A 23,181-nucleotide genomic window follows, 5' to 3' on the forward strand; every position below is an offset into this window, starting at 1 on the left:
AAAGGGCTGTCAGGCGATGCGCTGATCGGCCAGTGCCTCAGAAAGTTCCAGCTTCACCGGCACCGATTTTGAGGTCGGTGTACCACTGTCATCACCAAAGCTGTTCAGCGGCACCAGCGGGTTGGTTTCCGGATAATAGGCCGCCAGGTTACCGCGCGGAATATTGTAGGGAACCAGTTTGAATCCGCTGACGCGACGGGTAATGCCATCATTCCACAGCGTTTCGATATCGACATTCTGGCCTTCGGTAAAGCCCAGGTCTGCCATATCGTCCGGGTTGATGAACACCACTTCACGCTGACCAAACACGCCACGGTAACGGTCATCGAGGCCGTAAATGGTGGTGTTGTACTGGTCGTGCGAACGCAGTGTCTGCAGGGTAAAAGGCACGTCCTGATCAAGATTCGGGAACAGTGAGGTCGGCAGCGCTGAGGCGTTAAATTCCGCTTTCTGGCTCGGGGTATTGAAGCGCAACTCGGCTGCTGCGTTGCCCAGATAGAAACCGCCCGGGATGTCACATTTGGCGTTAAAGTCGGCAAAGCCCGGGATCGTCGCGGCGATATGCTCACGGATCAGGTTATAATCACCCGCCAGCTCGCGCCATTTCACTTTTTCATCACCCAGCACCGCCTCAGCGATACCGGCAACAATCCAGGTCTCTGAACGCTGTGTTTCCGCCAGCGGAATACCGATCCCTTCAGAGGCGTGCACCATGCTGAAAGAGTCTTCCACGGTAATAAACTGATTGCCGGTGGCCTGCAGATCGCGCTCGGTGCGGCCCAGCGTCGGCAGAATCAGCCCATCGTGACCCGGCACCAGATGGCTGCGGTTCAGTTTGGTGCTGATATGCACGGTCAGACCACAGCGTGACATCGCCTCTTCGGTGCGCGGTGAGTCGGGTGCGGCCGCCGCCAGGTTGCCACCCAGCGCGATCAGCACTTTCACTTCATCACGCAGCATGGCGTTCAGCGCTTCCACGGTGTTGTGGCCTGCCGCACGCGGGGGCTCGAAATTGAAATGATTCCCCAGCGCATCCAGGAAGGCTTTCGCCGGTTTCTCATCGATGCCCATGGTGCGGTTGCCCTGCACATTACTGTGACCACGAACCGGGCAGAGGCCTGCGCCTTTTTTACCCAACTGGCCAAACAGCAACTGCAGGTTGGTGATCTCGCGCACCGTGTCGACAGAGTGTTTGTGCTGGGTGATACCCATCGCCCAGGTACAGATCACCCGGTCAGCGCTCTGGTAGATCGCCGCGGCTTCACGGATCTGCGCCTGCGTCAGGCCCGACTGCGCCACAATCTGCATCCAGCTGGTGTTATCCACGGCGTCGAGATACGCCTCAATGCCGTTGGTTTTAGCATTGATAAAGGTTTGATCGAACAGGCCGCTTTCACCAGCCGCCAGACGCGCGCGGTGGGTTTCCAGCAGGGATTTCACCATGCCGCGCACCGCTGCCATATCACCGCCCAGGTTCGGCTGGTAATAGGAGGAGCTGATGTTGCCCGCTTTCGAAGTCACCACTTCCAGCGGTTTCTGCGGATCGGCAAAACGTTCCAGACCGCGTTCACGCAGGGTATTAAAGGTGACGATTTTCGCACCGTGATCGGCAGCGTGACGCAGGCTGTGCAGCATACGCGGATGGTTAGTGCCGGGATTCTGACCGAAGACAAAAATGGCATCTGCGTGGTCGAAATCATCCAGACGAATGGTGCCTTTACCGACGCCAATGCTGCGCTTCAGGCCGGTGCCGCTGGCTTCGTGGCACATATTGGAGCAGTCAGGGAAGTTATTGGTCCCCATCAGGCGACCAAACAGCTGATAGAGCCAGGAGGCTTCATTGCTGGCGCGACCGGAGGTGTAAAGCTCCATCTGATCCGGATGATCCATCGCCTTGATGTGCTGCGCGATCAGCGCAAACGCATCATCCCAGCTGATGGGCTCGTAGTGATCGGTTTCCGCGTTGTAGCGCAGCGGATGAGTCAGGCGTCCCTGATACTCCAGGAAGTAGTCACTCTGGGTATAGAGCGTGGTCACGCTGTGTTTAGCGAAAAAGTCGGTGTCGACCATCCGGCGTGTCGCTTCCCAGGTCACCGCTTTGGCGCCATTCTCGCAGAAGCTGAAGGTACTTTTATTGTCATCACCCCAGGCGCAGCCTGGACAGTCAAAACCGCGTGCTTTGTTCATGCGCATCAGGTTGCGCATATTTTTCAGGGCCGCTTTGCTGTCAAGAACGAAACGCGTGGTGGCTTCCAGTGAACCCCAGCCGCCCGCTGCCGCGCGATAGGGTTTGATTTGGCGTTTAAATTTCATATTGAGTGCAGGCTTTTTATAGTAGGAATTATTGTTTGGTGTTTGTTATCAGGTTATATCCTGATGGTGAAAGGAAGTCTGCAGCTATCCTCATACCTTGTCTAATTGATTGACTTAATGGTGCGATAGCTGGCGTTTATCGTGCATAAGCCAGAAATGTGATGCTGGTCAGATTTTACCCGCCTTTAACCTGCTGATAACGGGAGTTCTCCCGACAACAGGCTAATACTTGCTGTTCACAATCAGAGAGGGCACGACTCCATGAAACAGCTGACCAGCCAGATTCATGCATTTGGCAAAGCGTTGATGATGCCAATCTCGGTCATCGCTGCCGCAGGTATCTTCCTTGGGCTGGCGGCGGCCATGCAGAACCCGGCGGTCACCGGCGATGCCTTTGCGCAGATGCAGGTGCCGCAGTTAATTATCGGCTTTATTCGCAAGGTTGCCGGAGCGCTATTCGCTAATCTGCCGGTCTTCTTTGCGGTAGCGAGTGCCATCGGACTGGCGAAAGCGGAAAAACCTACCGCCGCCTTTGCCGCGGTGATTGGCTATATCGTGATGAACGTTGGTATCAGCGCGACGCTGGCGGCCAAGGGGATCACCGCCGCCACCACTACACCTGCAGCCCTGCAGCAGGCGGGGATGGATCAGACCACCGCCATGATGACCTCGGCGGAATATATCAACATGCTGGGCGTCTTTACCTACAACATGAGCGTACTGGGCGGGGTGATTGCCGGACTGGTAACGGTGGCGCTGCACAATCGCTTTTATACCCAGCAATTGCCTACCGCGATCAGCTTCTTTGGCGGACGGCGTTTTGTGCCGATTGTGACCGTGGTCTGTCTGCCACTGATTGGAGTATTGCTGGCGCTGATCTGGCCTACCATTGGTGACGGTATCGCCTGGATTGGACAGATGATTGGCAAAAGCGGGCAGTATGGCGCTTTTCTGCTGGGGGCCTTTGAGCGCATCCTGATCCCCACCGGCCTGCATCACATCCTTAACGAGACCGTGCGTTTCACGCCTATTGGCGGCATGGCGGTGGTCGATGGCCAGACCGTGGTTGGTGCACTGAACATTTTCAACGCGTCGCTGACTCATCCGGGATCGATCCCCGATGAGACGCTGCGCACCGCCACGCAGTTCCTGGCGCAGGGCAAGATTCCGGTGATGATGTTCGGCCTGCCCGCCGCGGCGCTGGCGATCTATCACACCGCCCGACCCGAGCATAAACAGCGGGTCAAAGCACTGGTCATGGCGGGGGCGCTGACCTCCTTCACCACCGGCATCACCGAACCGCTGGAGTTCTGCTTTATCTTTGTCTCGCCGGTGCTCTATCTGCTGCACGCTTTCCTGACCGGCCTGTCGTTTATGCTGATGTCGATGCTGCATCTGATGATTGGCAACGTGCAGGGCGGTGTTATCGACCTGGTGGTGTTCGGCATGCTGGGCGGGGCAAAAACCCACTGGTGGTGGACGCTGGCGCTGGGCGTGATCTATGCGCCGATCTACTACTACGCTTTCCGGCTGGTGATAACCCGGATGAATGTTGAAACGCCGGGCCGTGAATCGGAGGATGAGAAACCGCAACAGGTCGCCGCGGATGAACGAACTCAGGTGATTATCAGCGGGCTGGGCGGGCAGGCCAATATCGAGGATGTCGATTGCTGCTTTACCCGGCTGCGCGTGCGGGTCAGGGAGATGAATCAGGTGGTCGATCAGACGCTGATGAGCACCGGTGCCAACGGGGTCAATCGCGTCAGCGAGCACGACATTCAGGTGATCTACGGCCCGCAGGTCGAGAAGATCGCCAACGAGGTAAAAATGGCGCTGGGCGTCGCTTAACGGCAGCCTGTTTCACTCTTCGTCACAACGCTAACCGTCCGACGCCCGTGGGCGGTTAGCGCCTGTTCGCCAGGGCACTCTCGCCGCTGCCGTCCCGCTTATTGTAACTAAAAAAAGCCCAGCCCTAATGGGCCGTACCTTTCTGCCGATATAGCGACTAATCCTCTTACTTTTCGGAACACCGCGATGTCGTTAAAAAAATCCTCCCTGATTATCTTCTCCTTCCTGCTGGCGCTGTTTCTTACCAGCGTGGCAATCAGTACCTGGCTGCTGATTCAGAGCAATCACTCGCTGAATGCGGTTAATAAAGAGATCCGTGTGGTGCTCTCGGTGATTGACCCAATCAACCACAGCCGCACGCTGCGTGTGCGTCTGATGGAGTACATGAAGGAGATTGAGGGCAGTGACGCAAATAATCCCGCCACGCTGGACAGCGTTCGGACCGTGGCCAGCAAAGCGGATGCTGCATTTCAGGCCTATATGAACGCGCCGCGTCTGCCGGGCGAAGAGGCGGAAGCCGACGCCTATAGCCAGGCTTATCAGGCCTATCGTCAGCAGGGTTTACAGCCGTTGATTGAGGCGGCAGAGGCGCACGATCAGGTGCGCTTTAAAAATCAGATTGCCACCGTGGTTCGCCTTGATCGTCAATATGAAATCATTCTGGACCGGGTGCTGGCCCAGCATGAAACCTATGCCAAAAAACTTAACAGCGATGCACAGAGTCACTTCACCTCCGGCATTACCCTGCTGGGGCTGTTTGGGGTGCTGTTTTTCGCCATCATCGTCGCCATTTACATCTTCATGAAGCGCTATGTGCTTTCGCCGATCAATGATGCGCAGGAACACTGCAAGCTGATTGCGGCGGGCGTCCTGGATACCACGGTGCCGGTCAAAGCCGGTTCGCGCAGTGAAATTCAGTTGCTGATGGGCTCGCTGGAGCAGATGCGCAGCGCGCTGACCGCCATTATTCTCCAGGTGCGCGATTCAACCCGCTCAGTCTCCACCGCCTCTCAGGAGATTGCGGCGGGCAACATCGATCTCGCCTCGCGAACAGAACAGCAGGCTGCCGCGCTGACGGAAACCGCTGCCAGCATGGAGCAGCTGGGCGCAACGGTGAAACAGAACACTGAAAACGTCTTTGAAGCCTGCCGCCTGACCAGTGAAGCGGTGAAAAACGCGGAAAGCGGCGAAAAGGTCTCGCAGGAAGTGGTGACATCGATGGCGCTGATTAATGCCAGCTCGAAGAAGATCGAGGAGATCACCACCGTGATCGACAGCATCGCCTTCCAGACCAATATTCTGGCGCTGAACGCGGCAGTGGAAGCCGCCAGGGCGGGTGAACAGGGTCGCGGTTTTGCGGTGGTGGCAGGGGAAGTCCGTAATCTGGCCCAGCGCAGCGCTACCGCAGCCAAAGAGATTGAGGGGCTGATTGCGGAATCTGTTTCGATCATCCACGCCGGTTCCGATCAGGTCAGCCGGACCGGTGAGGCGATGAGCGCCATTATCTCCTCTGTCAGCCGCGTGAATCTGCTGATGGAGCACATCTCAACCGCTTCTGATGAACAGAGTCGCGGTATCGGTCAGATTGAGCAGGCGGTTACCGAGATGGACAGCGTCACACAGCAGAACTCGGCGCTGGTGCAGGAGTCTGCCGCGGCATCTGCCTCGCTGGAAGAGCAGGTGCAGTATCTGACGCAGTCGGTCTCCACCTTCCGTCTGGCAAACAGTTAATCAGGGCTCTCCGCGCTGAGTTTATGCAGCGCGGAGTCCGGAGCCCCGATGCTGAGTAATGCCCGGCAGAGAAGGGAGAGTTTGATTCAGTGCCTTGTGGCGCAGGGCTAATCGGCGGATTATAAGGCTTTCCAGTAAATATGGGGTGGTCATGCTAATCAGCACGGAAAGTGCCCGCAGCAACAGCGCGGATACCCGACTGGCCTGCACGCTTGCCGCTGCCGCAGGCGCACTGAATACCGCAGCCTTTGAGATCGTCGGTTTTTTTTCAGCCAACATGACCGGGAATGTCTCGCTGCTGTCCGATCACCTGGCAAAAGCGAATCTGGGGCCTGGCCTGTTTTTTCTGTCGATTGTTCTTCTGTTTATTGCGGGTTCCCTGTTTTCAACGCTGATCATTAATGCCGGGCACCGCAGAAATATCCGCACCATCTATGCCTTTGTCATCCTGATTGAGGGCAGCGCGCTGATTGCACTGGGGGTGATTGAAAATCACTTTCCGCCGCAGTCGCCCGGTGTAGTGTTGATCATGAGCCTGAGCTTTTTAATGGGGCTGCAGAATGCGGTGGTGACGCGGATCTCCAATGCCCGCGTTCGCACCACCCATATCTCCGGCACGGCGACCGATATCGGGATTGAGCTGGCAATGCTGTTTGAGGTGCTGCGGCGCACAGCGTCACCGAAAGAGGCGCCGCTCTATCTGAGCCGGCTGCGACTGCACTGTCTGACCCTGCTTTCTTTCCTTGCAGGAGGGATAGCCGGAATCGGGCTTTACCGGCTGCTTAGCTACGATTTCCTGCTGCCAGTAGGGTTTGGTTTAATCTGTCTGGCGCTGAATGCCATCTTTACTAAGCCAGCAAAACAACAGGGCGCGATGATTTAAGTGCGCAACCCTCACTGATGCGTAAACCAGGGCGGCGCGGAGTCCTGATTTCATCGATCCGCCTGCGCAAATGAACCGTGCGGTTAAAACATCCTAGCCTGCGCGGGGTAACATTCAGCCTTATACTCTGGTTGATCCTGCGAACGAGACAGTAATGCGAACAGCCTTCAACCTGCTGATGGATAATTAACATCGACATTAAACAACTCATTTACTTGTGTAACCTGGAGCGTGAACGCCATTTCGGGCGGGCCGCGGAAGCCAGTTTTGTTACACAGCCAACCCTCTCTATGCGCCTGAAAAATCTTGAGCGCGAGCTGGGCCTGCCGCTGATTAACCGCAGCAATAACTTTGCCGGATTTACCCCAGAGGGCGACCGTGTGCTGGCGTGGGCGCGGGAAATTGTTTCGGTCTATCAGGGGCTGAAGCTTGAAGTGGAATCGCTGAAGCATGGGGTGAACGGTACGCTGCGGGTTGGCGTGGTGCCGCAGTGCAGTATGGCACTGCCGCTGCTGCTGAAAGCGGTGCAGGCGCGTTATCCTCAGCTCGACTATCGCATTGCGGTACTCAGTGCTGACCAGTTGCTGGAAGCACTCAACAGCCACACCGTGGATGTCGGGATCGGTTTTTTCGAGATGGCAACCCTGCGTGAACTCCATTTTCAGACCGAGATGCTGGCAGATCGGGGCGTTGAAGCCATATTCCATCCCGACCATTTTCCTGAGCTGGTGGGGGAAACCGCGCTGACGCTTGATGAAGTGGCACAACAGCCGCTCTGCCTGGCGGAGCCGACGCGTTATTTCCGGCGTTATCTCGATATGGCGTTTCGTGAAGCGGCGCTGGTGCCCCGGGTGATCGTGGAGAGCGCCTCTGTCATGCAGCTGATGCAGTGCGCGCAGGTCGGCCTGGGGCTGCTGGTGTCGCCGGTCGGTCATCTGCTGGCCGCTTCATTACAGGGGCTGCAGCAGCGCGCCATCACGCTGCCGCCGATGGCGCGCCAGGCGGCGCTGGTCATCGCTGAGCCTGGCCGTGCCACACCGCTGGCACAGCACTTTTTCGACGAAGCGCGCGGTCTGCTGCCGGTTTAGCCGGCTACTGCGATTCGCCCAGTGCGTAAAACAGGCGGCTGTTCCAGTTGCCTATGGCAACACTCTGCATCAGCGCGAACAGTGCATCAGCCTCCCAACCCGCCTCCATTAGCGGTTGCAGATGGGCCGCGCTGAAACGCTCTGGCGAACGGGTCAGCTGCGCCGCCAGCGCAATAATCTGCTGCTCCTGGTCTTTTGCCCCAGCATCATCCACGCCCTCTATTAACATCTCATTTCCGGCCAGCAGCCGGAACGCCCAGCGACTGCCCAGAATCCGGGCGGCCGTCGCTTCTGCCAGGGTATTGTCCTGAGTGAGATGCTGACGCAGTTGCGCCCAGCCATAGAGCACCGAGGGATCGTGGGCCAGCAGCCATACCGCGTCCTGCATTCCCGGCAGTGACTGACAGCGGGTAATAGCAGCGAGCTGCTCAGCACTGGCATAACGCAACTCCAGTGGTTTCAGCACCGGCTGCCAGCGGGCAGGCTGATCAAAACCTGCGGCCTCAGCATCGGGTGGTGCAGTGCTGCCGGGCAGCCAGCGTACCGGCTGGGCCTGCAGCGCCTGTAAACCGGCGACCACCCGCGCCTGATAACTGACAAAGCCGATCACCTGATTCAGCGTCACAATATCAGGCTCTGTCAGGCCGACCGCATCCAGGGCGGTGATTGCGCTGGCGCTGATCAGCTCAGGCTGCATCGCCAGCTGGCGTGCATACTGCGTAATCTGGGTCAGGCGATTATTACTTTCACGTGAGGAGTCGGGCCCGGGCAACGGATTGAGGCGGGCAGAGTAGTGATTACACAGCCGCTGTACACCCGCCACCTGCGCCACAGTCAGCGCCGTGCTGAGGCGATCGTAAAGCGTTAAGGTGTGTGTGAGAGTGGTGACGACGCGATCGGGGAACAGCAGCTGTGCCAGATCGCGCGCCGCCAGCAGGGCCGGCTGATTGGTGCGCAGCAGTGACTGCACCACGTTGTCATCGGCGTAACATCCCAGCAAAAAGCGGTCATCGATATGGGCGGCCTCTGGCACCAGCGGTGCGGCCTGTGAGGTACGTGGACTGGTCTGGCTCTCGTAAAACCAGTGGTTATGGCCCGGATAGCGGCGTTGTTCCATGATCAATCCTTTTGCAAATTCGGGTTCGGTATGCAGGCGGCAGAATCTGAAAATGTGCATAAACCGAAGGGCAGGCTTATCGTCGCTGATGGCCAGTCCAAGGCAAAAGATTGATCGGTGATAATTAATAGCGTTACGGTATAACGGCAGAGAAATCAGGCAGGAAGGGCGAGGCGGGAGCAAAGAGAAGGGCGAGCCAGGCTCGCCCTTGCAGAACTTATTTCAGTTCCAGTTCGTTCATTGCGGCGATGCTGAAGCCGCCATCAACGTGTACCACTTCACCGGTGATGCCGCCAGCCAGGTCAGAGCAGAGGAATGCTGCTGAGTTGCCGACATCTTCGATGGTAACGGTACGGCGAATCGGGGTGACCGCTTCGCAGTGTGCCAGCATCTTACGGAAATCTTTGATGCCTGATGCTGCCAGGGTGCGGATTGGACCGGCAGAAACGGCGTTAACACGCACGCCTTCCGGGCCCATGGCGTTTGCCATGTAGCGCACGTTGGCTTCCAGCGACGCTTTCGCCAGACCCATCACGTTGTAGTTCGGGATCGCGCGCTCAGCACCCAGGTAAGAGAGGGTCAGCAGCGCAGAGTGTGGATTCAGCATCTCGCGGCACTCTTTGGCCATCGCGACGAAGCTGTAAGCACTGATGTCATGCGCGATTTTAAAGCCTTCGCGGGTAACGGCGTTCACGTAGTCGCCAACCAGCTGTTCGCCAGGGGCGAAACCGATAGAGTGAACGAAACCGTCAAATTTCGGCCAGGTTTTTGCCAGTTCAGTGAACAGAGATTTGATGCTCTCATCTTCGGCTACGTCACATGGCAGCACGATGTCTGAACCCAAATCTTTGGCAAACTCTTCCACACGACCTTTTAATTTGTCGTTCTGGTAGGTGAAAGCCAGTTCTGCGCCCTGTTTGTGCATCGCCTGTGCAATACCGTAGGCGATGGAAAGTTTACTGGCAACGCCAGTAATCAGAATGCGCTTACCGGAAAGAAAACCCATAGCTGTAATCCTTATGGTCATTGTAGTTGGCGGCCGCATGGTTAAAAAGTAAGCGACCGACGTTAATCGACGTGCGGATTCTAGCACGTCTCTCATAAATCAGGTAAATCGGCCCGCAATTTCCGCGATATGCAGCAAAAATCAACGCTCGCGCCGCCAGGCTTCGGCACTCAATGCTTCGCCAAAGTGGCTGCTGATCAGTCGTCGGGTCAGATCGTGTAGCGGGGAGGCCAGTACATCAGCGGTGCCGCCCCGCTCGACCACTTCGCCCTGATGCATCACCAGCACCTTATCGCTGATGTGCTTCATCATTCCCAGATGCTGGGTAACATAAATGTAAGCGATCCCATGCTTCTCCTGCAGTTCCAGCATCAGATTCACCAGTTGGGAACGCATCGTCATATCCAGCGAGGCCAGCGCTTCATCAGCCACGATCACTTTGGGTTGCAAAATCAACGCGCGGGCCAGACCCAGTCGCTGCTTCTGACCGGGTGCCAGCATGTGCGGATAATAGCCGGCGTGATCGCGCAGTAATCCCACCTGACGCAGGGTGGCGATAATGCGCTTTTCGCGATCCTCCGCGCTGAGATCGGTATTAAGCCGCAGCGGGAACTCCAGGATCTGACTGATACGCTGACGCGGATTCAGTGAGGTTGAGGGATCCTGGAAAATCATGCGGATGCGCTGACTGCGATAGCCATAATCGCCAAAGGTCAGCGGATGATCGTCTATCAGAATCTCACCTTCGGTAGGGGCGACCATGCCGCTGAGCATCTTCGCCAGCGTGGACTTGCCGGAGCCATTTTCGCCGATTATCGCCAGCGTCTGCCTCTCGCGTAGGGTAAAACTGACCGACTTCACCGCCTCAACGTGCTGACGGCGGAACAGGCCCGTGCGATAGCGAAAGGTTTTACTCAGGTTGCGCACTTCCAGCAGGGTCTCCATGCTACTGGCCCTCCATATTCAGCGGGAAATGACAGGCATAAAGATGCGTTTTGCTGCCGGTGAGCCGTGGCGTTTCAATACATTTGCGCTGCGCATAAGGGCAACGTGGCCCCAGACGACAGCCAATCGGCAGGCTCTCCAGCGACGGGATCGCCCCTGACAGGGTATTGAGACGGCTTTTGTGCGGCAGGGATCGTCCAAAATCGGGCATCGCCCGAATCAGCGCCTGAGTATAAGGATGGTGCGGCGTACTCATTAAATCTTCGCTCTGGGCGGTTTCTACCGTCTGACCACAGTACATCACGTTGATACGGTCCGCCCACTGGCTCATGGTGCGCAGGTCATGACTGATCAACAGAATGGTGGTGTTGTTATTCTGGTTGAGACGGCTCAGCAGGCGGAAAATCTGCGCCTGCGTAGTGGGTTCCATGGCATTCGTCGGCTCATCGGCAATCAGCAGACGCGGCTGATTAGCCAGCGCAATCGCGATCATGACTTTCTGGCATTCGCCTTCGGTCAGCTCATAGGGGAAGCTGCGCATTATATCTTTGTGATCTTTAATGCCGACGCGATGCAGCAGTTCGATGGCGCGGGTTTTGCGCCAGAACCAGAAGCGTTTCAGCCACGGACCTTTATACGTCCAGCGCGGGATCACCTGCATCAGCTGACGACCGATGCTTTCAGAGGGATCCAGACAGGATTGCGGCTCCTGAAAAATCATCGAGACGTTATGTCCGATAATGCGGCGGCGCTCGCGCGACGACAGGCGCAGCAGGTCGACATCATCAAATACCATGCGATCGGCGGTGACACGCCAGTTATCGTTAGTTACGCCGCAGATCGCCTTGGCAACCAGACTCTTACCGGAGCCGGACTCACCGACCAGGCCACGGATTTCACCTTCGCCCAGCGTCAGATTGACGCGATCGACCGCTTTGACCGGTCCGTCAGCGGTCATAAATTCAATGGTCAGATTACGGATATCGAGTAACGGCATTTATTCCACTCCCGCTTCGACGGCGCGACGGATGCCGTCACCGAGCAGGTTAACAATTAATACGCTGACCATCAGCGCCACACCCGGCAGCATAACGGTCCAGGGGGCGACGTAGATCAGCTCCAGCGAATCACCCAGCATCGCTCCCCATTCGGGCGAAGGCAGCTGCGCGCCCAGATCGAGAAATCCGAGTGCGGCAATATCCAGAATCGCCATCGATAGCGCGCGGGTAATTTCGGTGATCAGCAACGGTAAAATGTTAGGCAAAATGGCGTAGCGCAGGATGTTGCGGCCTCTGGCACCGTCAAGACGTGCCGCCACCACATACTCTTTTTCCAGCTCATCATGCACGGCACTGTAAATCTCGCGCACCAGACGTGGAATCAGCGCCAGCCAGACTGCCAGCAATGCATGCTCGAGTCGCGGTCCGAGAAACGCCACCACGATAATCGCCAGTAACAGCGACGGAATAGAGAGCAGGGTGTCCAGCACGTGGTTCATCACCGCCGAGCGTATGCCATGCGTCATGCCCGCCAGTACGCCCAGCACCAGCGCGCCAAGCGTGGCGAACAGCGTCACCAGAATCGCCGAACCCACCGTCGGGCCCGCACCGCTCAGCAGGCGGCTCAGCACATCCCGGCCCAGATCGTCAGTGCCGAGAAAGAAGGAGACATCGCCGTAGTGTGACCAGGACGGCGGCAGCAACTGATAACCCAGGAACTGCTGATCGATATCGTATGGCGCTATCAGCCCGCCAAACAGACAGAGCAGCAGCAGTGCGCCAAAGCCATACAGCCCGACCATCGAAATCGGGTTGCCATAGAAATGGTGCCAGCTCTGACGAAACGCGCTGGGCAGGCGTTTCTCGGCGTAGATATTATCGGAGGGCATACGCTTTCACTTTATTGTGCTTGAGTTCGGACAACGTTTCTTTATAAAAATCATTCATATCAGAGGGTTATCCTAAGGACATGCTTTATGTTTCTTTATCATGGCTGACTCTGAGTAGCGTTAATTTATGTGTTTAGTGTGCTTCTCTGCGTAGACGCAAAAAAGATGTACACATTGCAGACAGACACTAAGCTCAGGAAAGCGCTGGGTAAGCGCCGCGACAAAGCAGAGGTTATCTTCGACTCGTACGGACTGAATATCAGGCTCTCCATTTGAGGCAACGTGCCATTTTTCTACCGTTAGCGCTGGGAGGCTTAGCCCGTCAACTGACTACAGGGGATTATCCGTCGATATCCCTGTTACAGGCAAGGAAACGGCGTCAGCAATTTCGGCTCTGGATTGCAAAGGGTTATGATCCGCGTCGGCATATCATCCTGAACAGCCTGATAAAAGTCATATTCACCTCCGGATAACAGGCAATAAAAACCGCCCTGTTGGGCGGCGGAGTAGATCTTAGCGGAGGCTACGCTGGCCGGACCCTGGCCTTTGTCGGGTGTCCGTCAGGCCCATCGTCATGGGTGTGGTCAGGATCCGGCTCAATGATAACGATATAATCTTTACCTATCCCATCGCGCGTTAATGTTACTAAATCTCCGGCAACAGGTTTGGTGTCAAACTCATGTTCCTCTTCAACGCCGGTATCTTCAAAAATTACAGCGAATTTCATTTTTCGTCCTCTTTCTGATAAACCGCGTCGTTACCGCGAGGTTTGTTGCTGACTCTTACATAAAGAATTTTAGCCTATCCTGAAAATATCAGGCATCTCAGTGAATTACCTGATTCCGATATTACGCGCGATTACCGGCTGGCTTCAGGTGTCCCGGTGTTCAGACCGCTGTGGAAGCATGCCCGCCTGGCGATTTCAGGTGCAGATGCTATGCGCGAATGGCTCACTACTGAAACCCTGCCGGAACCCGCACAGGAAATCGTTCATGATGCTGCATGAGTAATACACCGTAAATCTTCCACGGAAGACGGATAATCCAACACCTAAGACGTTCGCCTCAACAGAGATCACTTTTTGTGCAACATTGACAGATTCTTCATCATTTCCTGATTGTTCATTGATGACTTTGAGGGATAGTCGCGTCCTGAGAGTGAACTCTTTACTAAAGGAGATAAATCGGTGGCGAGAATAAAATGAAAGGAGCTTAGACAAGGGAATTGCAAACGATCAATATAGAATTAAATTTTGTGTGACAATGGATTTGAATTAAAAGAGACCGCAAAAAACGCAAAAGGGGGATGGCATGACAGATAAAAACTTCTTTAATGCATTAATAAAATGGATTGATGATCATACGGATGAAAAAATAAGCCTGGATAAAGTGGCTAAAAAAAGTGGATATTCAAAATGGTACCTTAACAGAATGTTCACAAAGCATTGCGGAGTCAGCCTCGGGAAATATATTAATAACACCAGAATGCAGGCGGCCTCGCTGAGTTTAAGGTTTACTGAAGCCACTATTGCAGAGGTGGCTGATCAGTTCAACTACGACTCACAGCAAACGTTCACTCGCGCCTTCTCACGACATTTTGGTATGCCTCCCGGCATCTGGCGAATCACTGATGCTGCAAAAAAAATCAGATAAAAACTCTCTCTGCTTTCCCAGCGATGACGCCATTTTCAGGCAGCGATTGAGAGCTTACATAATGCCGTAGGTTTACCTGATTGCATCCGCAGCAAATTATTATCTACAGGACGGCGGGGAAGGACCGCGATGCATAAAAAATTAAAATCGGCCCTGAGATTAAACGTTTTCTCGTTAAACACCCTTCATGGGTGCCTGGCAATTCAGGAACGCGCGGTTTTGTGCTAATTTTCAGCCGCTCTGTTGCAGAAAATAAGCCTGATTCCTAAGAAAGATTAAAAAATTGTTTTCCCCGTGGAGTGCACATCCGCCCAGCGAAGCTTATACGTCCATTCTTTATCAAGTGAACCGATTGAAAGCCTCATCTCCTTGCCCATCTGCTTACAGTAGTCCCTTGCCGCACCAATGTTTTTCCACATAAGTAAACTACCCGGACTAAGGTCTGAATATTTCTTGTTAACGCCGCCGTTTGGCACATCAAAATAGATAATGTGTTCACTCTCAGCCATGAAGAGCAGATCCATCGCGCACGGCTCGTTCCCTACAAAAAGAATATAGCCGAAGAGCATCCTTTTCATGGCAATGATAAGCGTGATCAGGTTCTCTCTGGAATAACAGGTTATGTTGTCAGGAAAACGGGATTTAAAAAGGAAGATATAATAGTCTGCCAGCTCTTCAGGGCTGAATTGATTCATATCACAGCAGCGGCCACCCGCACGTATGAACCGGTTGTATTCGTTGCGGCGATTCTTTTCTGTTTTAACTGAATAGCTCTCTTTTACAAAGCACACTTTATTTTTTCGGGCAAAAGAAAAGTTAAAATTTATGAAGTTGTGCTTGTTGAAATGTGACATTTTATTGGTTCTTTCAGGGAAACACATAGAAGCATTTTTAGCCGCTGGCACCATGATCTCATCATAAGATAGCGGGAATTTTTTCCATTGATCGACACCTATCCGAGTGTGACCCAGCAGGGCATACGCGGCAATATAGCCACCTTGCTTTTCTTTATGAAAATACGTTGCCTCATGACCTGTGTGAGATGAGAAAAACCTGATCACGTCAGGATGCATATTAACACTCCCGCCAAAACGGTTAAAACAGTGCTCATAAATGCCAGCGTCGGATTTTTCCCAGCCGTAAAGTATTCTTTTGAAGTGGCTCATATAAAATGTTAAACCTGATAGTTGTTCTGATAAAGCGAGTTAAAAAGATGGCTCCTGAATGTCAGCCACCCTATGCTATCTTTTCCTGTCACTAATTCCGGACAGATGGTCTCTGCTGTGACATTTTAATCAGGGCATTATGTATTTTTTTTATCAACGTAAAGGCAAGGAAATATCAAGAATCTATCAAGCGATGTCGTTTTATTGCTTTATATTTGTGAGGGCTGCCTGACATTTATATCAAGTTTATCTGAGTCACCCGCGTAATAGCCTGACCGGGTGACTTTATTCTCTCTTAAACAATCCGCTGGCTCTGCTCCCGGCGATGCTTGTGATAATCCTCATCACACTCGCTTGAACAGAAAGCAGTTTCAGCCACTACGGGCTCATCTTTACACCAGATGCATAAGCCGTTCGGGCTTCTAAGTTTGGCCTTACGAGCTGCCAGAGAGGCTGCGAGATGCGCTTCTTCACGCTCCTGTGCCAGATCAATTTCATCCATAAATGTTCATCTCCTCATTAATTTTTACGCTTCGAACTTAAATCGGTTTCTGCAGGAACAATATTCGTGTACATCAATGCCTGCTTGCAGCACGACTTCTGAAAGACAAAAGTCATATGTTTATTCTATGTTTGCCTTAGCGCCCTGAGCGTTAGCGCAGGGCATACCATTCCTTATGTTTCAGCGGATTCATGGCCGCACCAATCACGTCAGAAATCACATTGACCAGAATCACCAGCCCGCCAATCACCATCACGCCAGCGGAGATCGCCGCGTAATCCTGCTGTCGAATCGCGTTTATCAACCAGCGGCCCAGACCCGGCCAGTTAAAGACCATCTCGGTGATCATCGCCAGCGTCAGCATGGTGGAAAATTGCAGACCCAGACGCGGGATCACCGGCGGCAGCGCATTGTGCAGCACGTGGCGGCGGATCACGGTAAACGGCGAAAGACCCCGCGTGGCCGCCGCTTTGACATAATTTTTATCCATCACGTCGCTGGTGCTGTTGCGCAGCAGGCGGATCACTTCCGTCGTCGGCGCCATCGCCAGCACCAGCACCGGTAAAATCAGGTGGTTCAGGACGCTGATTATCATCTCATGTCGCCAGGGCGAAGGACTCATCCAGGCATCAATCAGCGCAAAGCCAGTGACACTCTGCACCGGATAGAGCAGGTCGTGACGACCGGACACCGGCAGCCAGCCCAGCGTCAGCGAGAAGAACAGCGTCAGCAGTAGCGCCAGCCAGAAAATTGGCGCAGAGAAGCCAATCAGCGCCAGCGCACTGATGGTTTTGTCCTGCCATTTATTGCGCATCACGCCGGCACAGATCCCCAGCGGGATCCCGACCAGCAGCGCGAACAGAAACGCCAGGATGCACAACTCCATGGTGGCCGGGAAAACCTCACGCAGTTGCAGGCCAATCTCCTGACCGTTGGTGCTGGAGACGCCGAAATCAAACTGCAGCATCCCTTTAAACCAGAACCACCAGGCGTCCGAGAGCGCCGCGCCTTCCAGCGGGGCGTCAGGCGTAAAGTAGCTCAGGCTGAAGCTCACCAGCGACAGCAGAAACAGGGTAATGATCAGTAGCAGCAGGCGCCGCAAAATATAGATAATCACTTACTTTTCCTTATCGCTTTCACGATAAACCCCGGCAAACGAGGCGTTGCCAAACGGACTAAGGACCAGCCCTTTAATATCATGACGAAACGCCTGCAGTCGAAGAGAGGATGCCAGTGGCAGCACCGGCAACTCCTGCGCCAGAATCTGCTGCGCTTTGTCATAACTGTCGATGCGACCAGAGAGTTGTTGTGATAACAGCGCATTCTGCAGCGTTTCGTCAAAGGCCGGCGAGCACCAGTGCGCGTAATTGGTCTGCGAGCGAATCGCTGCACAACTGAGCAGCGGCCGGAAGAAACTGTCGGGATCGTTACTGTCGGTGGCCCAGCCTGACAGTGTCAGATCATGATTCATCGCCATCAGCTGCGCCTCCTGAAAACGGCCCTCTACCGGCACTATGGTCAGCCGGACGCCGACCTGCGCCAGATCCGCCTGCAACAGTTCGGCGGTTTTCAGCGGGCTGGGATTCCACGACTGCGATGCGGCAGGCACCACCAGCCGCAGATGCAGATCGCTGATGCCCAGAGCCGCCAGCGCGGCACGGGACTTCGCCGGATCATAGCTGGTAATGCGGGCATCATTATCATATGCCCATGAGGCGCGAGGTAATATCGAGGCGGCGGTTTCGGCGGTGCCGTAATAGATGGACTCCATCAACCGCTCATTGTTGATCGCCAGCGCCAGCGCGTGCCGTACCTCAGGGCGGTCGAGCGGGGGCTTGCGGGTATTAAAGGCCAGATAGGCGATGTTCATGCCGGGACGCAGCGTCATCCGCAGGCGCGGGTCATCGCGCAGGATGGTGAGCTGGCTGGCCGCGGGATAGGCAAGCACGTCACATTCACCGGTCAGAAGCTTGGAAAGCCGCCCGGTGCCGCCCGAGCCGAGATCGATCACCGCCTGTTGCAGACGCGGCACCCCTTTCCAGTAGTGAGGATTGCGCGCCAGGCGGATGTACTGACCGGTGCGGTATTCGCTGAGCTGATAAGGACCGGTGCCAACCGGTTGTCTGTCCATCTCTTCCTGCCGGCCCTGCGCGGTAAGCTGGTCGGCATACTCTTTCGACAGCACTGGTGCATAGTGGGTCGCCATGTGCCACAGGAACGACGCATCCGGGCTGTTTAACCTGAACTCAACCGTCCTGTTATCGATTTTCTTCACGCTCTGCACGGAGTCTGAAAATTGCAGACTGTCAAAGTAGGGATAGTTGCCGCCGTTGACGTTGTGCCAGGGGTGATTGCGGTCAAACATCCGGGCGAAGCTGAACACGACATCGTCGGCGTTCAGCGCCCGGGTGGGGCGGAACTGATTCGTCTGCTGAAACTGCACGCCGCTGCGCAGATGAAAGCGATACGTTGCGCCGTTATCGCGCACTTCCCAGCTGGACGCCAGATCGGGCTTGAGACGATAGGTGTAAGGATCGACATCCAGCAGGCGGTCATAGAGTTGTGCCGCCAGCGTATCGACAGTCAGCCCGCTGCTGGCCATCTGCGGATTAAAGGTGTTCAGCGTGCCGCTGACGCAATAGACGAAGCCGGTCTGGCGGATATCACCCGCAGGCGCTGACCACGCAGGGGCACTCAACACGCTGAGGCTTAGCAACAGCGAACATATTAGTTTTGACATAGAACTCAACGATTTTGAGGCATTAAACAGAGTGTATCGCAAAGCGGGCATTGTCCCAAAACCTGCAACCGCTGCCAGACTGATTTTCATCATCGCGGCGGTAAAAAGAGCGTACAGAAGGTATGGTAATGAGAAAAATTCTCAATAACTTGTTTACAGATGATAATAAGAATGATTATTATTCATCTGCGCTTCGACGGTAGCTCTGCCGTAGAAGAGCACGACATTGCTCACATTGCTTCCAGTATCGTTGCCCGCCTGTTGGCGGGCTTTTTTTTGGTTTTTATAGAGTGGCATGCCTGCCTGGACGGGGAAGGGAAAGCTGCTGAAAGAACCGGCGCTTTAAATGCGGTGTGGCGATGAAAAAAGGGAGAGAAAAGTCAGTTAATGCTGATGTTATCTCTGCTGGCCTCCCGTTTAGCTAAGCGGGTCCTGAATTAAACCGCACTTAACTATTACAAAAACGCAGGTACTATAAGCTCATCTTCTGGTCACCCACTTCCTGGCAATGAATAAATTCCAAAAAAACGTTCAGGCTTTTCAGCATACATCCTTTCGCTATCTCTTTTTTGGACGCCTGTTCACCGTGCTGGGCAATGGGATTGCACCCATTGCGCTGGCCTTTGCGGTACTGGATATTGGCGGCTCTGCCTCTGATTTAGGGATAGTGGTTGCGTCCCGTTCACTGTGTAACGTGCTTTTCCTGCTTGTGGGCGGTGTTGTCGCCGATCGCTACTCACGCAGTCGGGTATTAGTTTCATCGGCAGTGGTTGCCGCTGTTTCACAGGCTATCGTCGCCTGGTCTGTACTCGATGGCTCAGCAACTGTCATTAGCCTGACTTTGCTGGGTGCCCTGAATGGTGCGGCGGCAGGCATCGCACTGCCTGCATCGTCTGCGCTGGTTCCGCAGGTGGTTCCTGCAACGGATTTGCGTCAGGCTAACGCATTAATTCAGCTGGGGATTTATGGCGGTACGGTAATGGGGGCATCGCTGGGGGGGATTATCACCAGCGCTGTCGGGCCGGGCTGGGGGCTGGCAATTGATGCGCTGGGTTTTGCTGTTTCCGCGCCGCTCTATTTCCTGATCCGTGTGAAATCGAGTAAAGCCGCGGCTTCGCAAGGCAATATCCTGCGCGATATCAAAGAGGGATGGGCAGAGTTCGCCGGACGAAGCTGGATTTGGTCGATAGTCCTTCAGTTCGCCATTATCAACGTCGCGTTCAATGGCATTGTGGTGGTACTTGGCCCGATGATTGCCGACGTCTCTTTCGGACGGGCGCGATGGGGGATTATTGTGGCCGCCCATAGCGCGGGTCTAATTGCAGGTTCGTTTCTGGCTATGAAATGGCATCCACGTCGTGATCTCTTTATTGGCGCGATGCTGGCAGGTCTTTACGCACTCCCAATATTTATGCTGAGCCAGGATGCGTCAGCAGCACTGCTAATAGTGGGGTTCTTCATTGCTGGCATGTCATTGGGCCTGTTCGGCGTAACCTGGGCGCATTCATTACAGACACATATCCCACCGGATAAGCTGGCTCGCGTGTACGCTTATGATGCAATGGGTTCCTTTATCGCCATTCCCTTTGGACAACTGGTCGCGGGTCCGCTGGCAACACACTTTGGTATGAGTGCTGTATTGCTGATGTCAGCATTGGCCGTGGTGATGGCTACTGCTGGCGTCGGTCTGGTTCCTGCTATCCGGCAACCTGAAAAAATGGGGACTAAGTCGCACAATGCGTAATGGACAGGCGGCTCAACGTGAAAACAGCCCGGTTTATACCGGGTTGTTAATTCACAAGGCCGGGAAAAATCATAGGTTGGGGTGGCGTTAATTAACTCTCTGCTTTTATATCGTGCTTCTTCATCATTGCGCGCAACTGATGATAGGTGACACCTAATAAGCCAGCCGCACGGCGTTGGTTATAACGTGCCTGCTGCAGGCTGGCTTCCACCAGATCCCGCTCCTGCTGATTCTGCCATTGACGCAGATCCAGCGGCAGGGCAGGCAACGTGCTGCTATCCGCGTCATGACTGGTCCGGATGACAGCAATCGGTTCAGGGCGTGAAGCAAACGGGTTGATAATGACATTATCCAGCGGCTGCTCGCTGCTGTTATGACGATAGACCGAGCGCTCCACCACGTTTTTAAGTTCGCGAACGTTGCCTGGCCAGTGGTAATCAAGCAGAGCCTGCTGCGCCCGTGGGGTAAAGCCGGGAAACAGTAACAGACCAAGCTCGCGACACATCTGGATAGCGAAATGCTCGGCCATCACCAGTATATCGCTGCGTCGTTCGCGCAGTGGCGGTAACTGCACCACATCAAAGGCCAGACGATCCAGCAAATCGGCGCGGAATTTTCCCGCCGCCGCCAGCGCGGGCAGGTCTTCGTTGGTCGCACAGACCAGTCGCACATTTACCTGCAGGGAGTGATTGCCGCCGACCCGCTCCAGCTGTCCATATTCAATTACCCTGAGCAGCTTTTCCTGAACCAGCATCGGTGCCGTTGCCAGCTCATCCAGGAACAGCGTGCCGCCGTCAGCACGTTCAAAACGGCCAAGATGGCGCTTCTGCGCGCCGGTAAAGGCGCCAGCCTCATGACCAAACAGTTCAGAATCGAGCAGATTTTCATTCAGCGCGGCACAGTTCAGCGAGATAAACGGCCCCTGCCAGCGGTCAGAGAGATAGTGCAGTCGGCTGGCGATCAGCTCTTTGCCCGTTCCACGCTCGCCAATCACCAGTACCGGTTTTTCAAGGGGAGCCAGTTTGGAAACCTGTTCCAGCACCTCAAGAAAATTGTTCGACTCCCCCAGGAGATTATCGCTAGTGCCTGTCATGATGAATTTCGCCACCCCTTAATCATTTTGACTATCTTAAAACAAGCGGGAAAGGCTGTAAAATTTAAAATATGATAAAAATCAATAAATTATAAAATTGGCACGCATTTTGTATTAACTCAGCAGGACTTCACGTTTTAAAACATTAAAAGAGGAACATCATTATGGGTATTTTTTCTCGTTTCGCCGACATCGTTAATGCCAACATTAATTCCCTGCTGGAGCGTGCGGAAGATCCGCAGAAACTGGTCCGGCTGATGATTCAGGAAATGGAAGACACCTTAGTTGAAGTGCGCTCCACCTCTGCACGCGCACTGGCTGAAAAGAAACAGTTGTCACGCCGTATTGAGCAAGCGGAGATTCAGCAGGCTGAGTGGCAGGAAAAAGCGGAGCTGGCGCTGCGCAAAGATAAAGATGATCTGGCCCGATCAGCGCTGATTGAAAAACAGAAACTCACCGATCTTATCGCCTCCCTGAAACAGGAAGTGGGTCATGTTGAAGAGACGCTGGAGCGCATGAAAGGCGAAATCAGCGAGCTGGAGAAAAAACTGAGTGAGACACGCGCCCGCCAGCAGGCGTTGACGCTGCGTCATCAGGCGGCCTCTTCATCACGCGATGTTCGTCGTCAGCTGGACAGCGGTAAGATCGATGAAGCAATGGCACGGTTTGAATCTTTTGAACGTCGCATCGACCATATGGAAGCGGAAGCAGAAAGCCACGGTTTTGGTAAACCAAAGACGCTGAACCAGGAGTTTACTGACCTGAAAGCGGACGATGAAATCAGCGAGCAGCTTAATGCGCTGAAAGCCAAAATGAACCGCAGTGAGTAATCATCGACGTTGCGATAAGTGATTAAGGAGAGTCAATGAGCGCACTTTTTTTCGCCATACCGTTAACGATCTTCGTGTTGTTTGTCGCACCGATCTGGTTATGGCTGCATTACAACAACAAACGCAACGGCGGTTCGGAACTGTCGCAAAACGAAATCCAGCGCCTGCAGCGCGTGACCCAGGACGCGCAGCGGATGCGCGAACGTATTGACGCGCTGGAAGCGATTCTGGACGCCGAACATCCCAACTGGAGGCAGCCATGATTAAAGGACGCAAGTTGTGGCGCAAGCCAGATGAAGGGAAATTTATGGGTGTCTGCGCAGGCCTGGCAGAGTATCTCGATATTCCGGTTCGTCTGCTGCGTGTCATCGTGGTGTTATCACTGTTCTTTGGCCTGTTTCTCTTTACGGTGATCGCCTACTTTGTGCTGGGTTTTGTGCTGGATGTCAAACCCGCCTCTGCCTCCCAGACTGAGCGCCAGCCCAGTGCCAGTGAACTGCTGGATCAGCTGGAGAGCACCCTGCAACGGGATGAGCGCAGCGTGCGCGACCTGGAACGCTATGTGACGTCTGAAACCTTCAGCGTGCGCAGCCGCTTCCGCCAGATTTGATTCTGCTACTGTTATTGCCGGGCCT

General features: G+C 54.5%; 23 protein-coding genes and 1 pseudogene. 12 read left to right on the top strand and 12 right to left on the bottom strand.

Features of this window, described 5'->3' with window-relative positions; genetic code table 11:
* Positions 1–9: 9 nt before the first annotated feature.
* Positions 10–2,313 (bottom strand): FdhF/YdeP family oxidoreductase, encoded by a 2,304-nt coding sequence (locus AFL22_RS17410; protein WP_033757827.1) that lies wholly within the window; start codon positions 2,311–2,313, stop codon positions 10–12.
* Between the two features lie 261 nt (positions 2,314–2,574).
* Between AFL22_RS17410 and AFL22_RS17415 the strand changes: the two genes are divergently transcribed.
* The 4 genes from AFL22_RS17415 (at position 2,575) to AFL22_RS17430 (ending at position 7,863) form a co-directional block, all read left to right on the top strand.
* A complete protein-coding gene (locus AFL22_RS17415) occupies positions 2,575–4,161 on the top strand; it encodes a PTS transporter subunit EIIC (RefSeq protein WP_052271811.1) in 1,587 nt (528 codons plus the stop codon).
* 186 nt (positions 4,162–4,347) lie between these two features.
* On the top strand, positions 4,348–5,892 hold the full coding sequence (locus AFL22_RS17420; RefSeq protein WP_033757823.1) for a methyl-accepting chemotaxis protein: 1,545 nt from the start codon (positions 4,348–4,350) through the stop codon (positions 5,890–5,892).
* Positions 5,893–6,043: 151 nt separating this feature from the next.
* Positions 6,044–6,775, top strand: coding sequence for a YoaK family protein (locus AFL22_RS17425; RefSeq protein ID WP_052271812.1), 732 nt, complete (start codon positions 6,044–6,046; stop codon positions 6,773–6,775).
* A 191-nt stretch (positions 6,776–6,966) separates the two neighbouring features.
* Positions 6,967–7,863 carry a LysR family transcriptional regulator gene (locus tag AFL22_RS17430; protein WP_031591567.1) on the top strand — a complete coding sequence of 299 codons (897 nt, stop codon included), beginning with the start codon at positions 6,967–6,969 and terminating at the stop codon, positions 7,861–7,863.
* Positions 7,864–7,867: 4 nt separating this feature from the next.
* On the opposite strand, the gene AFL22_RS17435 is transcribed toward AFL22_RS17430, so the two are convergent.
* The 5 genes from AFL22_RS17435 to sapC form a co-directional block, all read right to left on the bottom strand.
* A complete protein-coding gene (locus AFL22_RS17435; RefSeq protein WP_052271813.1) occupies positions 7,868–8,980 on the bottom strand; it encodes an oxidoreductase in 1,113 nt (370 codons plus the stop codon).
* Between the two features lie 217 nt (positions 8,981–9,197).
* Positions 9,198–9,986 (bottom strand): enoyl-ACP reductase FabI, encoded by a 789-nt coding sequence (gene fabI / locus AFL22_RS17440; RefSeq protein ID WP_010244547.1) that lies wholly within the window; start codon positions 9,984–9,986, stop codon positions 9,198–9,200.
* A 141-nt stretch (positions 9,987–10,127) separates the two neighbouring features.
* A complete protein-coding gene (gene sapF / locus AFL22_RS17445; protein ID WP_010244550.1) occupies positions 10,128–10,931 on the bottom strand; it encodes a putrescine export ABC transporter ATP-binding protein SapF in 804 nt (267 codons plus the stop codon).
* A 1-nt stretch (position 10,932) separates the two neighbouring features.
* Positions 10,933–11,928, bottom strand: coding sequence for a putrescine export ABC transporter ATP-binding protein SapD (gene sapD, locus AFL22_RS17450; RefSeq protein ID WP_010244553.1), 996 nt, complete (start codon positions 11,926–11,928; stop codon positions 10,933–10,935).
* Positions 11,929–12,819, bottom strand: coding sequence for a putrescine export ABC transporter permease SapC (gene sapC / locus AFL22_RS17455; protein WP_010670235.1), 891 nt, complete (start codon positions 12,817–12,819; stop codon positions 11,929–11,931).
* Between the two features lie 174 nt (positions 12,820–12,993).
* On the opposite strand from sapC, the pseudogene AFL22_RS24545 reads away from it, so the two are divergent.
* Positions 12,994–13,256, top strand: a pseudogene (locus AFL22_RS24545) (Arm DNA-binding domain-containing protein); the annotation flags it as partial.
* Positions 13,257–13,342: 86 nt separating this feature from the next.
* Here the strand turns inward: AFL22_RS24545 and AFL22_RS17465 are convergent.
* Positions 13,343–13,546: a hypothetical protein gene (locus AFL22_RS17465; RefSeq protein ID WP_010244562.1), complete on the bottom strand. Its 204-nt coding sequence runs from the start codon at positions 13,544–13,546 to the stop codon at positions 13,343–13,345.
* 156 nt (positions 13,547–13,702) lie between these two features.
* Here AFL22_RS17465 and AFL22_RS24660 point away from each other — a divergent pair, with 156 nt between their 5' ends.
* The gene (locus tag AFL22_RS24660) at positions 13,703–13,825 is read left to right on the top strand and encodes a hypothetical protein (RefSeq protein ID WP_263293121.1); all 123 of its coding nucleotides are present in this window, start codon (positions 13,703–13,705) and stop codon (positions 13,823–13,825) included.
* A gap of 304 nt (positions 13,826–14,129) precedes the next feature.
* Complete coding sequence (locus AFL22_RS17470; RefSeq protein ID WP_241773194.1) at positions 14,130–14,471, top strand: helix-turn-helix domain-containing protein; 342 nt, start codon at positions 14,130–14,132, stop codon at positions 14,469–14,471.
* Between the two features lie 275 nt (positions 14,472–14,746).
* On the opposite strand, the gene AFL22_RS17475 is transcribed toward AFL22_RS17470, so the two are convergent.
* The 4 genes from AFL22_RS17475 to sapA form a co-directional block, all read right to left on the bottom strand.
* On the bottom strand, positions 14,747–15,637 hold the full coding sequence (locus AFL22_RS17475) for a hypothetical protein (RefSeq protein ID WP_052271815.1): 891 nt from the start codon (positions 15,635–15,637) through the stop codon (positions 14,747–14,749).
* A 295-nt stretch (positions 15,638–15,932) separates the two neighbouring features.
* The gene (locus AFL22_RS17480) at positions 15,933–16,139 is read right to left on the bottom strand and encodes a hypothetical protein (protein ID WP_052271816.1); all 207 of its coding nucleotides are present in this window, start codon (positions 16,137–16,139) and stop codon (positions 15,933–15,935) included.
* 151 nt (positions 16,140–16,290) lie between these two features.
* Positions 16,291–17,256 carry a putrescine export ABC transporter permease SapB gene (sapB, locus tag AFL22_RS17485; protein ID WP_010244573.1) on the bottom strand — a complete coding sequence of 322 codons (966 nt, stop codon included), beginning with the start codon at positions 17,254–17,256 and terminating at the stop codon, positions 16,291–16,293.
* Positions 17,257–18,879: an ABC transporter substrate-binding protein SapA gene (gene sapA / locus AFL22_RS17490; RefSeq protein WP_052271817.1), complete on the bottom strand. Its 1,623-nt coding sequence runs from the start codon at positions 18,877–18,879 to the stop codon at positions 17,257–17,259.
* A 171-nt stretch (positions 18,880–19,050) separates the two neighbouring features.
* On the opposite strand from sapA, the gene AFL22_RS23555 reads away from it, so the two are divergent.
* Both AFL22_RS23555 and AFL22_RS17495 read left to right on the top strand, forming a co-directional pair.
* Positions 19,051–19,242 carry a hypothetical protein gene (locus AFL22_RS23555; protein ID WP_072123941.1) on the top strand — a complete coding sequence of 64 codons (192 nt, stop codon included), beginning with the start codon at positions 19,051–19,053 and terminating at the stop codon, positions 19,240–19,242.
* Between the two features lie 145 nt (positions 19,243–19,387).
* Complete coding sequence (locus AFL22_RS17495; RefSeq protein ID WP_052271818.1) at positions 19,388–20,623, top strand: MFS transporter; 1,236 nt, start codon at positions 19,388–19,390, stop codon at positions 20,621–20,623.
* A gap of 91 nt (positions 20,624–20,714) precedes the next feature.
* Here AFL22_RS17495 and pspF read toward each other — a convergent pair whose 3' ends face one another.
* Positions 20,715–21,716 (bottom strand): phage shock protein operon transcriptional activator, encoded by a 1,002-nt coding sequence (pspF, locus tag AFL22_RS17500; protein WP_031591551.1) that lies wholly within the window; start codon positions 21,714–21,716, stop codon positions 20,715–20,717.
* 164 nt (positions 21,717–21,880) lie between these two features.
* On the opposite strand from pspF, the gene pspA reads away from it, so the two are divergent.
* From pspA to pspC, 3 genes are read left to right on the top strand one after another with little or no spacing between them, the layout of a single operon-like run.
* A complete protein-coding gene (gene pspA / locus AFL22_RS17505) occupies positions 21,881–22,546 on the top strand; it encodes a phage shock protein PspA (protein ID WP_052271819.1) in 666 nt (221 codons plus the stop codon).
* Positions 22,547–22,581: 35 nt separating this feature from the next.
* Positions 22,582–22,809, top strand: coding sequence for an envelope stress response membrane protein PspB (gene pspB / locus AFL22_RS17510; protein ID WP_010670226.1), 228 nt, complete (start codon positions 22,582–22,584; stop codon positions 22,807–22,809).
* On the top strand, positions 22,806–23,156 hold the full coding sequence (gene pspC / locus AFL22_RS17515) for an envelope stress response membrane protein PspC (protein WP_010244595.1): 351 nt from the start codon (positions 22,806–22,808) through the stop codon (positions 23,154–23,156). The genes pspB and pspC overlap by 4 nt, the downstream gene beginning before the upstream one ends.
* The last annotated feature ends 25 nt before the right edge of the window (positions 23,157–23,181 follow it).

The sequence above is a fragment of the Pantoea sp. CFSAN033090 genome, from assembly GCF_001264395.1.
Taxonomy (GTDB): Bacteria; Pseudomonadota; Gammaproteobacteria; order Enterobacterales; family Enterobacteriaceae; genus Pantoea; species Pantoea agglomerans.

Coding starts and splice junctions, on each gene's coding strand:
- sapA (WP_052271817.1), bottom strand. CDS start 18,879: ATGTCAAAACTAATATGTTCGCTGTTGCTAAGCCTCAGCGTGTTGAGT.
- AFL22_RS17410 (WP_033757827.1), bottom strand. CDS start 2,313: ATGAAATTTAAACGCCAAATCAAACCCTATCGCGCGGCAGCGGGCGGC.
- AFL22_RS17415 (WP_052271811.1), top strand. CDS start 2,575: ATGAAACAGCTGACCAGCCAGATTCATGCATTTGGCAAAGCGTTGATG.
- pspF (WP_031591551.1), bottom strand. CDS start 21,716: ATGACAGGCACTAGCGATAATCTCCTGGGGGAGTCGAACAATTTTCTT.
- sapC (WP_010670235.1), bottom strand. CDS start 12,819: ATGCCCTCCGATAATATCTACGCCGAGAAACGCCTGCCCAGCGCGTTT.
- fabI (WP_010244547.1), bottom strand. CDS start 9,986: ATGGGTTTTCTTTCCGGTAAGCGCATTCTGATTACTGGCGTTGCCAGT.
- AFL22_RS17480 (WP_052271816.1), bottom strand. CDS start 16,139: ATGGATGAAATTGATCTGGCACAGGAGCGTGAAGAAGCGCATCTCGCA.
- AFL22_RS17435 (WP_052271813.1), bottom strand. CDS start 8,980: ATGGAACAACGCCGCTATCCGGGCCATAACCACTGGTTTTACGAGAGC.
- AFL22_RS17470 (WP_241773194.1), top strand. CDS start 14,130: ATGACAGATAAAAACTTCTTTAATGCATTAATAAAATGGATTGATGAT.
- AFL22_RS23555 (WP_072123941.1), top strand. CDS start 19,051: ATGATTATTATTCATCTGCGCTTCGACGGTAGCTCTGCCGTAGAAGAG.
- pspC (WP_010244595.1), top strand. CDS start 22,806: ATGATTAAAGGACGCAAGTTGTGGCGCAAGCCAGATGAAGGGAAATTT.
- AFL22_RS17495 (WP_052271818.1), top strand. CDS start 19,388: ATGAATAAATTCCAAAAAAACGTTCAGGCTTTTCAGCATACATCCTTT.
- sapF (WP_010244550.1), bottom strand. CDS start 10,931: ATGGAGACCCTGCTGGAAGTGCGCAACCTGAGTAAAACCTTTCGCTAT.
- pspA (WP_052271819.1), top strand. CDS start 21,881: ATGGGTATTTTTTCTCGTTTCGCCGACATCGTTAATGCCAACATTAAT.
- sapD (WP_010244553.1), bottom strand. CDS start 11,928: ATGCCGTTACTCGATATCCGTAATCTGACCATTGAATTTATGACCGCT.
- AFL22_RS17465 (WP_010244562.1), bottom strand. CDS start 13,546: ATGAAATTCGCTGTAATTTTTGAAGATACCGGCGTTGAAGAGGAACAT.
- pspB (WP_010670226.1), top strand. CDS start 22,582: ATGAGCGCACTTTTTTTCGCCATACCGTTAACGATCTTCGTGTTGTTT.
- AFL22_RS17420 (WP_033757823.1), top strand. CDS start 4,348: ATGTCGTTAAAAAAATCCTCCCTGATTATCTTCTCCTTCCTGCTGGCG.
- AFL22_RS17425 (WP_052271812.1), top strand. CDS start 6,044: ATGCTAATCAGCACGGAAAGTGCCCGCAGCAACAGCGCGGATACCCGA.
- AFL22_RS17475 (WP_052271815.1), bottom strand. CDS start 15,637: ATGAGCCACTTCAAAAGAATACTTTACGGCTGGGAAAAATCCGACGCT.